Raw genomic sequence first — 14,516 nt, 5'->3', positions numbered from 1 at the left:
GGTACTATCGCTTGCATTTTGCCCCGTGCGCGCTATCTGCGCGCCTTCCCACGCGACAGCACCGGGAAACCATTGCGGGAGGTCTGCTTTCCAGCGCGCTGGGGCAGACCGCTTGACCGCTTACCATGAGCTTCGGCCTCGGCCGGAGCGACAGTGAGAAAGGAGTGGCCTCATGGCCAAGAAAATCACCGGCTACATCAAGCTGCAGGTGCCGGCTGGCGTTGCCAACCCCAGCCCGCCGATCGGCCCCGCGCTGGGTCAGCGCGGCGTCAACATCATGGAATTCTGCAAGGCGTTCAACGCCGCGACGCAGGATCTCGAAAAGTCGATGCCGATCCCGACCATCATCACGGTCTATGCGGATCGCTCGTTCACGTTCGTCACCAAGACTCCGCCCGCCAGCTTCCTGATCAAGCGTGCGGCCAAGCTCAAGTCGGGCTCGAAGGAGCCGGGCAAGGTTTCGGCCGGAACGATCAAGCGCTCGCAGCTTGCCGAGATCGCCGAGACCAAGATGAAGGATCTCAACGCGAACGATATCGAGCAGGCGACCAAGATCATCGAAGGCTCCGCGCGTTCGATGGGCCTCGAAGTGGTGGAGGGCTGATCCGATGGCAAAGCTGACGAAGAAGCAGAAGACGCTCGCCGAGCTCGACGCCGAGAAGCTCTACAACGTCGAAGAGGCGCTGAGCACCCTGCGCCAGTACGCGAGCAAGAAGTTCGACGAGACGGTCGAGGTCGCGATGAACCTCGGCGTCGATCCGCGCCACGCCGACCAGATGGTCCGCGGCATGGTCTCGCTGCCTTCGGGCACGGGCAAGGACGTCAAGGTCGCGGTCTTCGCGCGCGGCGACAACGCCGACAAGGCGCTGGCCGCCGGGGCCGACAAGGTCGGTGCCGAGGACCTGATGGAAGACATGCAGAACGGCAACCTCGACTACGATCGCGTGATCGCGACGCCCGACATGATGGGTGTGGTCGGCCGCCTCGGTAAGGTGCTCGGCCCCAAGGGCCTGATGCCGAACCCGAAGCTCGGCACCGTGACGCCGAACGTGGAGCAGGCCGTGAAGGACGCCAAGGCGGGCCAGGTCGAATTCCGCGTCGAGAAGCAGGGCATCATCCACTCGGGCATCGGCAAGCTCTCGTTCAAGGACGAGGACCTGCTGAAGAACTTCAAGGCGCTGACCGACGCCGTGGTCAAGGCCAAGCCGGCCGGCGCCAAGGGCAAGTACGTCCGCAAGGTCACCCTGACTAGCTCGATGGGTCCGGGCCTCAAGCTCGACCTCGCCGAGGTCGAAGGCGCCTGATCCGTTCCGGATTGACGGGATTTGAGGGGCCGGGAGGAGCGATCTTCCCGGCCCTTTCTCTTGGTCGTTCGGAAAGATCGCTGCCGCCACGCGTTTCCTTGATGAGCTGATTCAAGGAGCAGACCCATGGCTTCCATCTGGGGCGTTGCCGTCATTCTCGGCCCGATCCTCCTCCTCGCCGTGGCGATCTACGTCTGGGCGAGGAACAGGCAGGCCGGCCCGCGCTCGGTCGAGCAATCGGAGCGCGGCGCCCGCGAGCTGCGCGAGGACCTCGAGGAACGGCAGGACCGGACGATCGACCTCTAGTCCCCCGCCGAACGGCGGCGGCCCGCAGTCAGCGCGCGCCGTAGAGACTGTTCGAGATGAACTGTTCGGCCAGCCGCATGCCGGTCCGCATGCGGCTGGCCGGCAGCACCGGGCGCACGCTCGCGGAGGGCGAAGGGACCGGCGGATTGTCGGCATAAGTGGCGCTGGTCACGCCGGGCATGTCTGCGATGCCCCTGCACAGGGTCTCGAACCGGCGGCGCACGATCGCGTTGACCCGCATCCGTGCGCGGCACAGCAGTTCGAAGCTGTGCGAGACCAGCGTGAAGCTCGACAGGTTGTGATCGCGTGCATGGCGGATCGCCGCCAGCATCTCGCGCGACGAGATCGCCGTCACCTGCGCATGGCGCAGGCCGCCGCCGAAAGTGCGGATGCAGCCGGTCGGCATTTCGATGACCCCGCAATGGCGGAGCGGCCGGCGATGCCGGCGGGTGAGCGAGATGCGGCATGCGCCGCCGGCGATACCGGGCGTGTGGCTCGTATCGTAGGCGAGTCCGATCGCGGCCAGCGCGCGCAGGGTGTCGTCGTTGGCGCCGTAGTTGCCCGCGCGGAAAGCGACCGGCCGCGATGCGCCGGCCGCCACCAGCATGTCGCGCGCCCATTCGAGGATTGCGCACTGTTCGTGGAACGTGAAGTCGGCGATGTTCCGGCCCGTCCGCCCGCCGAACGGGTTGCGGTCGCCGGCCAGTTCGAGCCATTCGGTATGGCAGTGAAGCTGGATGTCGTGGCCGCCCTCCACGATCGGACGGACGATATCGGCGATCGCCTCACGCCCCCACAGCAGGGCGGGCATCGGATCGACGAAGAATACGCCCTTGAGGCCGTACCGCTCCATCAGGCGCATCTTGTAGAACAGGCCGGCCGGACCCTCGGGCGTCCCTCCCACGATCGAGCGCGCGAAGTTCTCCGCCCTCCCGAGCCCGGCGAGGCTCGAGGCGTATTCGGTATCGATGGTGATGTAGACCCCCGTCATGTGACGAGTCGTAGCGGGACAAGGTTAAGAGCGGGTTCTGCCGCCCCCTGCGCTCAGATGCCGCCCGGCGTGAAGTCGAAGCCGAGTTCGCCAAGCCCCTCGCACAGCGTGTGAACGCAGCTCTGCAGTGCGTCGGGGTCGGTCGAACGGATAACGAAGTTCGCGCCCACCTTGCCCTCGCGGAAGAAAGGATAGCTGCCGATCTGGCAGTTCTCGTGCGCCTGCTCGACTTCGCGCAGCAGCACGGCGACTTCGCTTTCGGGAATGTAGCCGCCCACGGTCTCGCTCAGCAGCGGTGCGCCGCCTTCGAGCGTGCCCGTCAGCGAGTCGAGCATCTGCGCGGCGATATGCGGGACGCCGGCCATCATGTGGATGTTGCCGATCTTGATCCCCGGCGCGCCCGACATGCGGTTGGGGATCAGTTCGGCGCCGTCAGGCACGCGGGCCATGCGCAGGCGCCCTTCGTTGAGCCCGCCTCGACCGGCATAGTAGCGTTCCAGAACCGCGCGGGCCTCAGGGTGGATCACCACCGGAACGCCGAGCGCGGCGGCGACCGCGTCCACGGTGATATCGTCGTGCGTCGGACCGATCCCGCCGGTGGTGAAGAGATAGTCGTTCTCCGCCCGCAGCGCGTTGACCGCGGCGACGATCCGGTCGAGCACGTCCGGCACCACGCGCACTTCGGCCAGGCGGATGCCCTGGACCTGCAGCCAGCTCGCCACTTGCGCGATGTTCCGGTCGTGCGTGCGGCCGGAGAGGATCTCGTCGCCGATCACGACGAGACCGGCGGTGTAGATGCGGTCGCTCATGGCGAACGGTTAGGCGAAGGCGGCGCGGGCCGCTAGTCCTCTCCCCTTCAGGGGAGAGGGTTGGGAGAGGGGGAGCGCGCAACGCCGCCTTTCACGATCGCCAACCCCCTCTCAACTCCGGCTAGTTCGCTGCGCTCGCAAGCCTGCGTATCTCTCCCCTGAAGGGGAGAGAGTTATTCCGCCGCCTCGAGCTGTTCTTCGGGAGCGCTCACGTTCGCGCCGACGCGGCGGAAGGCGATGATGCCGTCGTCCACCGGATCTTCCGCCATCCGCTTGCGGTCGAGCACGTATTCCTGGTTGAGCCGCCACGGGAAGCCGACCGCGTTCTTGGGCATGATGTGCTTCGAACGCTGAATGTAGCCGGACGAGAAATCGAAGATGTCGTCCTCCTCCAGCGCGGCCTCGTCGGCCTCGCTCAGCACCGGCACCGCGACGTCGGCGCCCTTGGCCTTCATCTCGTTGAGCAGGCGGCAGACGTAGTCCGAATTGAGATCGGCGCGCAGCGTCCAGCTCGCGTTGAGATATCCGAACACCACCGCCAGATTCGGCAGGTTCGAGAACATGCAGCCCTTGTAGTAGTAGCGCTGCGCGAAATCGACGGGCGCGCCATCCTGGCTGACGGCGATCTTGCCTGCGATGGCGAGCTTCAACCCGGTCGCGGTAACGACGATATCGGCAGGCACGACCTCGCCGCTCTCGAGCTCGACCCCGCCTTTCACGAAGCGCGCGATGCGGCCGGTCTTGATGTCCGCCTTGCCGCGCTTGATCGCTTCGAACAGGTCGTCGTCGGGCACGAGGCACAGCCGCTGTTCCCAGGGATTATAGGGCGGGGTGAAGGCAGCCACGTCGTAGTCGCGGCCGCCGAAGGTCTTGCGGATGCGCTTGTGGAGGAACTCCTTGACCTTCTCCGGCCGTTCGCGGGCCCGCTTGTAGCCGATGTCCTGCAGCTTGATGTTCTTCCACCGGGTGATCCGGTAGGCAAGCTCCTCCGGCAGAAACTTGCGCAGGACATTGGCAATGCGGTCCTTCGCCGGGCGCGAGAACATCCAGGTCGGCGTGCGCTGGAGCATGGTCACGTGCCCCGCCTGCTCTGCCATCGCAGGCACAATGGTGACGGCCGTCGCACCCGATCCGATTACGACGACGTTCTTGCCGGCGTAGTCGAGGTCCTCGGGCCAGAACTGCGGATGCACGACCTGTCCCTCGAACTCGCCGAAGTCGAACCCCGGATCGTAGGGATCGTCGTAGTCGTAGTAGCCGGACCCGAGATAGATGAAGTTGGCGGTGAGAGTGGTGGTCGTACCGTCGGGCAGTTCCGCCGTGACGTGCCAGCGCGCTTCGTCGCTGCGCCAGTCGGCCGCCAGCACCTTGTGGCCGTAGCGGATCTTGCCGCGGATGCCGCGCTCGTCGACGATGCGGTTCAGGTAATCGAGGATGGCGGGCGCGTCGGCGATCGACTTCTCGTGCTTCCACGGCTCGAACACGAAGCCGAGCGTGTGCATGTCGCTGTCCGAACGGATGCCCGGATAGCGGAACAGATCCCAGGTTCCGCCGAGGTTCTCGCGCCGCTCGACGACCGTGTAGCTGCGGCCGGGGCACATCATTTCCATGTGCGCCGCCATGCCGATGCCGGAAATTCCGGCGCCGACGATCAGCACGTCGAAATCGGATTGTTCTGCTGCCATTCGCCTCTCTCCCTCCTTACGCGAACGTAAACCATCGCGTGCGGGTTGGCGAGTCCCCATGGCAAATTGAAACCGATCGGCGCGGTCTTGGCGGGTTTATCGACCCGCTGCGAGGGCGCGCTGCTCTGCCATGCCCATTGAGATGAGCAGGGGCTGGTTGTCCTGTCGTGCCTTGAAGTCGGCCTTGCTGCCCATACTGCGCCAGTCGGCGAGGATCAGCGACTGCGCCACCGCGCCGCCCAAGGTAGTGCCCGGGCCGGTGACGATGAACAGGTCGGGCGCGAACTCGCGCGCGGCGACCGCGATCGCGCGGGTGAAGTCGTAGGTCTCGGTGACCTGCGCGCCGAGCGTGTAGTCGCGCAGCGTTGGCACATCGGTGGAGCGCGGCCACCAGACCGCGCCGCGCCCGTCGATCATCGGCAGCGTGGGCTGGCCGAACAGGTCGAGCGCGAGCGCCGCCTGGCCCCGCTCGGCGACCGGCGCCTGGAGATGCGTGTGGAACGCCGCGTGATTGCCGAGCCGCATCGGGAAACGCCCGTCGATCGGCTCGACCGCGCTCTCGAACGCTGTCAGTCCGGCTTCGTCGCCGGCCAGCACCAGCATTCCGCCGAGGTCGATCGACAGTGCCAGCGTGTGATCGGGCCGCGCGTCGATTTCGGCGACGACGGCCAGCAGCGCAGCCTTGCGCGCCGGATCGGGCCGCCAGTCGTCGCCGAGGAACGGATAGACGAGCTGACCGCCGATCAGCGCTTCCTGCATCAGCGTGCCCATCGTGTTGGCGACGGTAAACCCGTCCTCCGCAGACACCGCGCCAGCGCAGGCGAGGGCGGAGTACCAGCCCATCGAATTGCCCGTGACGGCGACGACCTCGATCCGCTCGCGGTTGATGGCGAGGAAGTCGCCCAGGGTGGCGGCGTAGATCAGGCCCGAGGCATTGTCGCCGCGGGTGTGCCGCGCGAGGCTGAAGCGCTCGGCGCCGTCGAGCGCGGTGAGCGTGTCCTGCCCGGCCACCGCGCGCTGCGCGTCGAATGCGGCGAGCAGGGCGGCGTCGGGGAAGTGCCGCCCTAGATAGCCAAGCTCCGCCTTGTTGTATGTCCCGCGCCCCGGACAGACGACGACGGCGGTTTTCCGGTCGCTCATACCTTGCCTCCCGCAAGAGCGCGCGCGGCTTCGACGATGCCGTCCCCGCTCGGCATCGTCGCGGCGTAGGCGGGGCCGGTCGGGATGAAGCTGTCTTCCGCCACATAGCGGGCGTGCGGCTTGCCGGTGCGCTCGGTCAGCAGCGTCATCAGCGCTTCCGCCAGCCCGCCGGTGCGGCGGGTTTCATCGACGATAAGCACGCGCTCCGCGTCGCCGAGCGCCTCCAGCAGCGCCTCCTCCGGCAGCGGGTTCAGCCAGTGGAGGTCGATCACCCGCGCGGCGATTCCTTCCTCCGACAGCCGCCTCTGGGCCTGAAGCGAGAGGTGCAGCCCGTTGGCGTAGCTGACGATCGCCAGATCGTGTCCGTCGCCGTGCCCAAGGTCATAAGTCGTCACTTCGCCGAAGCTGATCCGTTCCGACGGATCGGGATAGTGCCGCAGCCAGAGCCCGTCACCCGGCTCATGCAGGTCGCGCATCGGATAGAGCGCGATCGGTTCGAGGAACACGACCAACCGCTGTTCCTCGCGCGCCAGCCGCACGCATTCGCGCAGCAGCCGGGCGGCGTCGGCGCCGTTCGAGGGGCAGCACAGGATCACCCCCGGCACGTCACGCAAGGCGGCAAAGGAGTTGTCGTTGTGGAAGTGCCCGCCGAAGCCTTTCTGATAGCCGAGCCCGGCGATCCGCAGCACCATCGGGTTGCTGTATTGTCCGTTCGAGAAGAACGGCAGCGTCGCACCTTCGCCGCGGATCTGGTCCTCGGCGTTGTGGTAGTAGGCGAGGAACTGGATCTCGGGGATCGGCAGGAACCCGTTCTGAGCCATGCCGAGGCCGAGACCGAGGATCGATTGCTCGTCGAGCAGCGTGTCGATCACCCGTGCGCGGCCGAAGCGCTGGCCCAGCTTCTGCGTCACGCCATAGACGCCTCCCTTGGCGCAGACGTCCTCCCCCATCAGCGCGATCTCGCGGTGTTCGAGCATCAGATCGGTGAGCGCCCAGTTGATCAGGCGGCTCATGATCTGCGGGCTTTCCATCGCCTTGCAATCGGCGCCGAACGCCGCCTCACGCGCTTCGGCGGATGGCCCGTTGCTGGGGGCATTCTCGCGCTTCGGCGGGATCAGGCTGGCCATGACCTCGGATGCGGTTCTCAGGCGCGGTCGCGTGACCGCTTCCGCTCGCACGCGTTCGACGCGCGCGAGCGTGTCCTGATAGATCGCCAGCGCCTCCTCGCGCTCGAGCGCGCCGGCTTCGCCCAGCAGCCGCACCGAATGGAGCAGCGGATCGTTTGCCTCCTCGGCCTCGACTTCGTGCCTGGCCATGTAGGTCGTCGGCATGTCGGCCCCGGCGTGGCCGTAGAGCCGCACCGTGCGCACGTGGAGGAAGGCCGGCTTGCGCCGCGTGCGCACGAACTCCGCGGCGGCGCGCGCGGTCGCGTAGGTGTCGTAGATGTCGAGCCCGTCGCAGGCGAAGTAGCCGAGGCCGGGGCGGTGCGCGAAGTTGGCCGCGATCCAGCCGCTTGGGGTCTTGGTCGAAATGCCGATCCCGTTGTCCTCGCACACCCACAGCAGCGGCATCGGGATCTTCTGGAACGCGGTCCAGCAGCTCGTGTTGATGGCGCCCTGCGCAGTCGAGTGGTTGGCGCTGGCATCGCCGAAGCTGCACATCACAATGGCGTCGTCGGGCAGAGCCTGATGCTCGGGCCGGGCGCGTCTCGCCAAGCCGACCGAATAGGCAGCACCGACCGCCTTGGGCAGATGGCTGGCGATAGTCGAGGTCTGCGGCGGAATGTTGAGCGCCTTGGAGCCGAGCACCTTGTGCCGCCCGCCCGAGATCGGATCCTCGCTTGAACAGGCGAAGCTCAGCAGCATGTCCCACAGGATCGACTGGCCGGGCACCTGGTTCGCGCGCTCGATCTGGAACGCCGCGTCGCGGTAGTGGAGGAAGGCCATGTCGGTCGGCCGCAGCGCCGCCGCGACCGCGGCCATGCCCTCGTGGCCGGACGAGCCGATCGTGTAGAATCCCTCGCCCGCCCTCTGCATCCGCCGGCTGACGATGTCGAGCGCGCGGGTCAGGCAGCCCGACCTGTAGAGCTGCACCGCGGCCTCCGCCGAGAGCGGTCCGTGCGGCTCCGCCCCGTCTGGCAGGTCGCCTTGCGCCACGCGGCGGAGGAAGTTCTCGTGAACGATTGTCGCCCGGTCCATTGCGCGGTTGCTAGACTGTCCCGCGCAAAAGGAAAGGGTGCGAAATCAATCGACGGGCGGCATGGACCTAGCGCGCCCGCTTGCATAGAACCCCGGCTTTCCCAGGGGAGACAGATCATATGAAAGCCAGCGTCGCGTCCGTCATCGCCAGCCTGCTGTTCGCCACCTCGCTCAGTGCGCAGGACCAGGAACCGCAGCCCTCGCCGAACCCCGTGGAGGAGCAGGAGGTCGATGCTTCGCAAGGCGACGAGGGGCCGCTTCCCACCGAAGGCAGCGGCGAGCAGGTGGCCTCCAGCCCGGTCGATCCGGCCGAGACCGCCGCGGACAAGGCCAAGTGGGACGTCACCGCGCCGCGCGGAGCGACGATTCGGCAGATCCCCATCCGCACCGACGAAGGTACGTGGATGGACGTCGACGTCTCGCCCGACGGCAGCACCGTGGCATTCGCGCTGCTCGGCGACATCTACACCATGCCGATCTCCGGCGGCACGCCCCGTCGGATCGCCGAGGGGCTGGCTTGGGAGGTACAGCCGCGCTTTTCTCCCGATGGTAGCCGGATCGCCTTCACGTCCGACCGCGGCGGCGGCGACAACATCTGGCTGATGAACGCCGACGGGTCGGACAAGCGGCAGGTCACCAAGGAAAAGTTCCGTCTGCTCAACCAGCCGACCTGGAGCCCCGACGGCCGCTTCATTGCGGCGAAGAAGCATTTCACCACCGGCCGCTCGGCGGGCACCGGCGAGGTCTGGCTCTATCACGTGTCGGGCGGCAGCGGGGTTGCGCTGGTCGAGCGTGCCAGCGAGCAGCTCCAGAAGGAACTGGGCGAGCCGATCTACGCGCCTGACGGGAGCGCGATCTACTACACCCGCAACGTCACGCCCGGGCCGATCTTCGAATATGCGCAGGATTCGACCCAGAGCATGTTCGAGATCGAACGCTACGACCTCAAGACCGGCGAGGTGACCACGGCGGTCTCCGGCTATGGCGGCTCGGTCCGTCCCAATCCCTCGCCCGACGGCAAGCTGCTGTCCTTCGTGCGGCGCGACAAGGACCAGTCGCAGCTCTGGGTCAAGAACCTCGAGACGGGCGAGGAACGGATGATCTACGGCGATCTCGACCTCGATATGCAGGAGACCTGGGCCGTCTATGGCGTCTATCCCAACATGGACTGGACGCCGGACAGCCGTAGCGTCGTGTTCTGGGCCGGCGGCAAACTGCGCCGGGTGAACGCCGACGGCAGCGGACTCGGCGAGATCCCCTTCGCCATCGATGACACACGCGGCGTGGCCGATGCGCCCCATCCGGTAATCCCGGTGGCACCTGATACCTTTGTGGCGAAGATGCCGAAGTTCGCTACGATCTCGCCCGATGGCGACCGCGTGGTCTTCGCCAGCCTCGGCAAGCTCTACGTCAAGGACACCGCCGGCGGCGAACCGCGGCGGTTGACACGGCAGGAAGAGGCGCTGGAGTTATGGCCGGCATGGTCGCGCGACGGGCGCCAACTCACTTGGGTGCGCTGGACCGACACCGGGCTGGGCGAGATCGTGGTCGCCGATGCCAATGGCCGCAACGTGCGCACGGTGACCAATCAGCCGGGCCACTACGCGGTGCCGCAGTTCTCGCCCGACGGCCGCACGCTGGTGTTCGAGAAACGCGAGGGCGGCGACCTGACGGCACCCGAGTATTCGGAAGATCCGGGCGTCTACCGCGTGCCCGTGTCGGGCGGCACGCCTGAGCTGATTGCGCGCGACCTCGGTGAACCGCAGTTCGGCGCCGACGGCGAGCGTGTGTTCATGCTGGGTCGGGCGGACGGCAAGTTGCAGCTCATCTCCGCCGATCTCAACGGCGAGGCCCGCCGCGTGCACGCGCAAGGCGAACTGGCGAGCGATTTCCGCGTTTCGCCGAACGGCGAATTCTTCGCCTTCCGCCAGAATTACGAAGTCTTCGCCATGCCGCTGATGCCCGGCGGACAGGCGGTCGAAGTCGACGAGGAGGCAAAGGTCCTGCCCGTGGTCCGCGCCAGCAAGGGCGGCGCGGAATATATCGGCTGGTCCGGTGGCGGCGATACGCTCTACTGGTCGATGGGCCCGACGGTCTATCGCGCCACCGCCGCGGCTATGTTCCCGCGTGCGCCGCAGGCGGAAGGTGCGCCCGGCTTCACCCCGCCCGAGAGTGGCATCTCGATCGCGCGCACCCTGCGCGCAGCCAAGCCCAGCGGCACCGTCGCGCTGACCGGCGCGCGCATCCTGACCATGACGGGAGAGGATGCCGGTGCGATCGAGAACGGCACGATCGTGATCGAGGGCGACCGGATCGTCGCCGTCGGTCCCGCCGCCAGCGTCAATATCCCAGGCGGTGCGAAGGTCATCGACGCCGCTGGCAAGACGATCATGCCCGGCCTCGTCGACGCCCACGCGCACGGGCCGCAGGGCACGGGCGATCTCGTGCCGCAGCAGAACTGGGCGCTGGTCCAGGCGCTGGCGATGGGCGTGACGACGATGCACGATCCCTCGTCCAGCGCGAGCATGATCTTCGCCGCCTCCGAACGCCAGCGTGCCGGCGAACTGCTCGGCCCGCGTATCTTCTCGACCGGCGAGGTGATCTACGGAGCCAAGGCCGCAGGCATCTACGCGCGGATCGACAGCTACGAGGATGCACTCGCCCACGTCCGCCGGATCAAGGCGCAGGGCGGCATCTCGATCAAGAACTACAACCAGCCGCGGCGCGAGCAGCGCCAGCAGGTCGTCGCCGCCAGCCGCGCGGAAGACATGCTGGTGGTGGCCGAAGGCGGCTCGCTGTTCGGTATGGATATGGCGCTGATCGCCGACGGCAACTCGACGATCGAGCACAATGTCCCGGTCGATGTGATGTACGAAGACGTGCTGCAGTTCTTCAGCCAGAGCCAGAGCAACTACACCCCGACGCTGGTGGTGACGTACGGCGGGCTCGCCGGTGATCCCTACTGGCGCCAGGCGACCAACGTGTTCGAGAACCCGCTGCTCGTCCACACGCCGCCGCGCCAGTTGCTCGCCGCCACAGCGCGCCGTGTGAAGGCGCCCGAGTGGGCCTTCGTCGACGACAACAACGCTCGCGAGGCGGCCAAGCTCGCCGAACGCGGGGTGAAGGTCTCCATCGGCGCGCACGGGCAGCAACCGGGCGTCGCTGCGCACTGGGAGCTGTGGAGCTTCGCGCGCGGCGGCTTGAGTCCGGTCGAGGCCCTGCGGGCGGGCACGATCGTCGCCGCCCAGTCGCTCGGCATGGCGCAGGACATCGGCAGCCTCGAGCCCGGCAAGCTCGCCGACCTCGTGGTCCTCTCGGCCGATCCGTCGCAGGACATCAGCGCGAGTGACGACATCGAACGCGTCATGCTCGGTGGCCGCCTCTACGACGCGCGGACCATGAACGAGGTCGAGACCGGCGACTTCCAGCGCCTGCCCTACTGGTGGGAGGACTGAGGCTCGCTCCGCTGCATCGCCCTCGCAGCCGAGTCCACAGGAACTCGGCTGCGAGGATCGTGCGTCCTCCCCGCAACGTTCAGGCACTCACGAGCCGCTCGAGCTTTTCGAGCGAGGTCTCGGCGCTTTCGTGATGGTCGATGATCGACTGCAGCTTGCCCTCGCGGTTCATCAGGAAAACCGAAGCCGTATGGTCGACGGTGTACCCGCCGCCCTCCGTCGGCACTTTCTCGTAGAAGGCGTGATAGGCGCTAACGATCGCGTCGATCTGCTCCTTCGTGCCGGTAAGGCCCAAGATCGGGGTGTCGAACAGTGCGACGTAGCGGCCGATATCCTCGGGCGTATCGAAGTCCGGGTCGACCGAGACGAAGACGATCTCGAACCCGTCGCCGTCTTCGCCCATCCGCCCGCGCAGTTGCGCCAGCCGGGCGAGAGTGGTCGGGCAGACGTCGGGGCAACGAGTGAAGCCGAAGAAGATGGCGAAGGGCTTGCCGGCGAGAGTCTGGTCGGTAACCGTGGAGCCGTCGGATGCCGTGAGAGTGAAGGGGCCGCCGACAGTGTCTGCGTACCCTGCGGCTTCAGGCGGTCCCTCACTCCGATTCAGTAAGGCGTAGAGCCCCGCGCCCGCTGCCAGCAGGACCAGCAACCAGAGAATCATGCGAGCAGTTTTGAGACGTTTCGCGGCGCCGTCGGCGGGTTGAGGACTAGCCATGGTGCGCCTCCTCGGGTCCTGCGGCACCGACCGGCTGGACCGCAAGTTCGACATCGACGCTCCCGGCCTTCTCGAACTCGAGCGTCAGAGGCACCGTATCGCCGCGGGTAAGGGGGCGCTGCAGGTCCATCAACATGATGTGATAGCTGCCCGGCTCCAGCGTCACGGTGCCGCCTGCGGGGATTTCCAGACCCTCCGCGAGGTGGCGCATGCGCATGACGCCATTGGTCATGTCGACGGTGTGAATCTGAACGTCCTCCGCGATGGCGGTTGCGCCGCCCATCAGGCGGTCTGGGGCGCTGCCCCGATTGACGATCGTCAGGAAGGCGCCGCCGACCCCCTGGCCGGGCGCAGTCTCGCGCGACCATGCGCGCTCCACTGCGATGCGGCTGGCAGTCGCCTCGGCTGGGGCGTCCGCGTCCGGCGCCGTGTCGCACGCGGACAGGGTAAGGGCGAGAGCGAGCGCGGCAGCGATCGCCGCCTTCGGCTGCCTCTGCGGGCAGCGCGGGATAACAGTCATGTTCGAATACTCCGACAGCCCGGCACACGAGGCGCAGCCGGGAGGTTGGCCAAAGGATCAGGTCAGATCGTCAGGCTGCTGCCGGAGGACCGCGCAGCGGCGGTCGGAGGTAGGGAATAGGTGAGCGCGGTGCCGCGCGAACCGGCATGAGGCCGAGCACGAGAATGAACGCGAACGCCGCGGTGAGCAGGACCGGATCGATCCCCTCGAGCGCGGACTGGAAAAGGCCCGTGAAGGCGCAGCGATCGGCCTTGGCTGCCTCGCCCGAATGGTCACTTTTCCCGGTCTCGGTCGGCACTACGAGCCGGATCGTCTCGATCTCGCCCGCGCTTCCGGTACAGACGGTGACCGTCAGCACTTTGTCGGGCGTGCTGGAGACCATCATGCCGGCGGGGATCGCCGCCTTGATGACGAACGCCAGCGCCAGCAGCACGATCGCCAAATGGCGATGCCTGCGAATCGAGGCGCGGAGCGGCGTCATCGGGCGCAGGCCATAAGCATCGCCGCCGCCCGTGTCACCGGCTCATCAGCTCGTGCCGGCCCGCCATTCCAGAATAGCAGCGGTCAGGGGATTGGCCGGATCGGTGAGCAGTTTCGCGGTCAGTGCGAGGCACATGATGATCAGCAGCGGCCGCACCGCCCTGCCTCCGAACCGCAATGCGCTGTGCGCGCCGACATAGCCGCCTGCGATACTTGCGACCGCCATGGCCAAGCCGGGCACGATCAGGACCTCGCCGGCGGCGAGCAGCACGGTCAGACTCGCAAGATTGCTGGCGAAGTTGAGCAGCTTGGTGTGGGCAATCGCATTGACGGTGCCGAGGCCGAACACGGCGATCAGCACAGTGGTCAGGAACGAACCGGTGCCGGGGCCGAAGAAGCCGTCGTAGAACCCGATCACCAGTGCTACCGCGAGCAGCAGGACCGGCCGTGCGCGCACGTGCCGGTCCTCGTCGCTGAGATTGGGCTTGAGCGCGTAGTAGATCGCCATGGCGATCAGAAGCACCGGGATCAGGCCGGAAAGAAACTCCGGATCGATCCGCGTGAGCACGAAGGCCCCGCCGGCCGAGCCGAGGAAGGCGGCGATGGCCGGGCCGCCGAACCGCTTCAGGTCGATCCGCCCCTTCCGCGCAAAGGTGATGACGGCAGTGGCCACGCCAAAGGTGCTTTGCAGCTTGTTCGTGCCGAGCGCCGCCGCCGGCGATGCTCCGGCCGCGAGAAGCGCAGGAAGCGTCAGTAATCCGCCGCCGCCCGCCATGGCATCGATTGCCCCGGCCACGAAGGCGACTGCCATCAGGAAGGCGACGAGTTCGAACGTGAGTTCCATCCGCGGGCCCATAGGCTTGCTACCGGAGAGGGCAATGGCCCGATGTCATCGGCAGTGGATTGCGGATGGGAG

At 67.1% G+C, this 14,516-nt stretch carries 13 protein-coding genes; 4 read left to right on the top strand and 9 right to left on the bottom strand.

Translation table 11 applies throughout. The features are described 5' to 3' along the window. Positions 1-172 precede the first annotated feature (172 nt). The 3 genes from rplK (at position 173) to D2V04_RS12350 (ending at position 1,610) form a co-directional block, all read left to right on the top strand. On the top strand, positions 173-604 hold the full coding sequence (gene rplK, locus D2V04_RS12360; RefSeq protein ID WP_119513976.1) for a 50S ribosomal protein L11: 432 nt from the start codon (positions 173-175) through the stop codon (positions 602-604). A gap of 4 nt (positions 605-608) precedes the next feature. Then, a complete protein-coding gene (gene rplA, locus D2V04_RS12355) occupies positions 609-1,304 on the top strand; it encodes a 50S ribosomal protein L1 (protein ID WP_119513975.1) in 696 nt (231 codons plus the stop codon). Positions 1,305-1,430: 126 nt separating this feature from the next. After that, positions 1,431-1,610: a hypothetical protein gene (locus tag D2V04_RS12350; protein ID WP_119513974.1), complete on the top strand. Its 180-nt coding sequence runs from the start codon at positions 1,431-1,433 to the stop codon at positions 1,608-1,610. Between the two features lie 28 nt (positions 1,611-1,638). On the opposite strand, the gene D2V04_RS12345 is transcribed toward D2V04_RS12350, so the two are convergent. From D2V04_RS12345 to D2V04_RS12325, 5 genes are all read right to left on the bottom strand, one after another. Beyond that, positions 1,639-2,601, bottom strand: a complete 963-nt coding sequence (locus tag D2V04_RS12345; protein WP_119513973.1) for a polysaccharide deacetylase family protein — start codon at positions 2,599-2,601, stop codon at positions 1,639-1,641. A 53-nt stretch (positions 2,602-2,654) separates the two neighbouring features. Further along, positions 2,655-3,410 carry a competence/damage-inducible protein A gene (locus D2V04_RS12340; protein WP_119513972.1) on the bottom strand — a complete coding sequence of 252 codons (756 nt, stop codon included), beginning with the start codon at positions 3,408-3,410 and terminating at the stop codon, positions 2,655-2,657. Between the two features lie 173 nt (positions 3,411-3,583). Beyond that, positions 3,584-5,095: a flavin-containing monooxygenase gene (locus tag D2V04_RS12335; RefSeq protein WP_119513971.1), complete on the bottom strand. Its 1,512-nt coding sequence runs from the start codon at positions 5,093-5,095 to the stop codon at positions 3,584-3,586. Between the two features lie 96 nt (positions 5,096-5,191). Continuing rightward, positions 5,192-6,235, bottom strand: coding sequence for an ACP S-malonyltransferase (locus D2V04_RS12330; protein WP_119513970.1), 1,044 nt, complete (start codon positions 6,233-6,235; stop codon positions 5,192-5,194). Then, positions 6,232-8,433: a thiamine pyrophosphate-dependent enzyme gene (locus tag D2V04_RS12325; RefSeq protein ID WP_119513969.1), complete on the bottom strand. Its 2,202-nt coding sequence runs from the start codon at positions 8,431-8,433 to the stop codon at positions 6,232-6,234. Before D2V04_RS12325 ends, D2V04_RS12330 begins: the two co-directional genes overlap by 4 nt. A gap of 119 nt (positions 8,434-8,552) precedes the next feature. Here D2V04_RS12325 and D2V04_RS12320 point away from each other — a divergent pair, with 119 nt between their 5' ends. Next, entirely contained in the window at positions 8,553-11,888 is a 3,336-nt protein-coding gene (locus D2V04_RS12320) for an amidohydrolase family protein (RefSeq protein ID WP_119513968.1), read from the top strand. Between the two features lie 79 nt (positions 11,889-11,967). Here D2V04_RS12320 and D2V04_RS12315 read toward each other — a convergent pair whose 3' ends face one another. The 4 genes from D2V04_RS12315 to D2V04_RS12300 all read right to left on the bottom strand — a co-directional run bounded on the left by D2V04_RS12315 (position 11,968) and on the right by D2V04_RS12300 (position 14,444). Next, on the bottom strand, positions 11,968-12,600 hold the full coding sequence (locus D2V04_RS12315) for an SCO family protein (protein ID WP_228766417.1): 633 nt from the start codon (positions 12,598-12,600) through the stop codon (positions 11,968-11,970). Then, positions 12,593-13,120 (bottom strand): copper chaperone PCu(A)C, encoded by a 528-nt coding sequence (locus D2V04_RS12310; RefSeq protein ID WP_119513966.1) that lies wholly within the window; start codon positions 13,118-13,120, stop codon positions 12,593-12,595. Before D2V04_RS12310 ends, D2V04_RS12315 begins: the two co-directional genes overlap by 8 nt. A gap of 70 nt (positions 13,121-13,190) precedes the next feature. Next, entirely contained in the window at positions 13,191-13,601 is a 411-nt protein-coding gene (locus D2V04_RS12305) for a DUF2946 family protein (RefSeq protein WP_119513965.1), read from the bottom strand. 45 nt (positions 13,602-13,646) lie between these two features. Next, positions 13,647-14,444, bottom strand: a complete 798-nt coding sequence (locus D2V04_RS12300; RefSeq protein ID WP_119513964.1) for a TSUP family transporter — start codon at positions 14,442-14,444, stop codon at positions 13,647-13,649. Positions 14,445-14,516 lie beyond the last annotated feature (72 nt).

The organism is Pelagerythrobacter aerophilus, from assembly GCF_003581645.1.
Classification (GTDB): Bacteria; Pseudomonadota; Alphaproteobacteria; order Sphingomonadales; family Sphingomonadaceae; genus Pelagerythrobacter; species Pelagerythrobacter aerophilus.
The sequence above is the reverse complement of the archived record's forward strand: the minus strand, read 5'-3'. Positions and strand labels throughout refer to the sequence as shown.

Excerpts from the sequence above, each read along its gene's own strand:
- D2V04_RS12325 (WP_119513969.1), bottom strand. The coding sequence starts at position 8,433 with ATGGACCGGGCGACAATCGTTCACGAGAACTTCCTCCGCCGCGTGGCG.
- D2V04_RS12345 (WP_119513973.1), bottom strand. The coding sequence starts at position 2,601 with ATGACGGGGGTCTACATCACCATCGATACCGAATACGCCTCGAGCCTC.
- D2V04_RS12305 (WP_119513965.1), bottom strand. The coding sequence starts at position 13,601 with ATGACGCCGCTCCGCGCCTCGATTCGCAGGCATCGCCATTTGGCGATC.
- D2V04_RS12335 (WP_119513971.1), bottom strand. The coding sequence starts at position 5,095 with ATGGCAGCAGAACAATCCGATTTCGACGTGCTGATCGTCGGCGCCGGA.
- D2V04_RS12320 (WP_119513968.1), top strand. The coding sequence starts at position 8,553 with ATGAAAGCCAGCGTCGCGTCCGTCATCGCCAGCCTGCTGTTCGCCACC.
- D2V04_RS12315 (WP_228766417.1), bottom strand. The coding sequence starts at position 12,600 with ATGGCTAGTCCTCAACCCGCCGACGGCGCCGCGAAACGTCTCAAAACT.
- rplA (WP_119513975.1), top strand. The coding sequence starts at position 609 with ATGGCAAAGCTGACGAAGAAGCAGAAGACGCTCGCCGAGCTCGACGCC.
- D2V04_RS12340 (WP_119513972.1), bottom strand. The coding sequence starts at position 3,410 with ATGAGCGACCGCATCTACACCGCCGGTCTCGTCGTGATCGGCGACGAG.
- D2V04_RS12300 (WP_119513964.1), bottom strand. The coding sequence starts at position 14,444 with ATGGAACTCACGTTCGAACTCGTCGCCTTCCTGATGGCAGTCGCCTTC.
- D2V04_RS12310 (WP_119513966.1), bottom strand. The coding sequence starts at position 13,120 with ATGACTGTTATCCCGCGCTGCCCGCAGAGGCAGCCGAAGGCGGCGATC.
- D2V04_RS12350 (WP_119513974.1), top strand. The coding sequence starts at position 1,431 with ATGGCTTCCATCTGGGGCGTTGCCGTCATTCTCGGCCCGATCCTCCTC.
- D2V04_RS12330 (WP_119513970.1), bottom strand. The coding sequence starts at position 6,235 with ATGAGCGACCGGAAAACCGCCGTCGTCGTCTGTCCGGGGCGCGGGACA.
- rplK (WP_119513976.1), top strand. The coding sequence starts at position 173 with ATGGCCAAGAAAATCACCGGCTACATCAAGCTGCAGGTGCCGGCTGGC.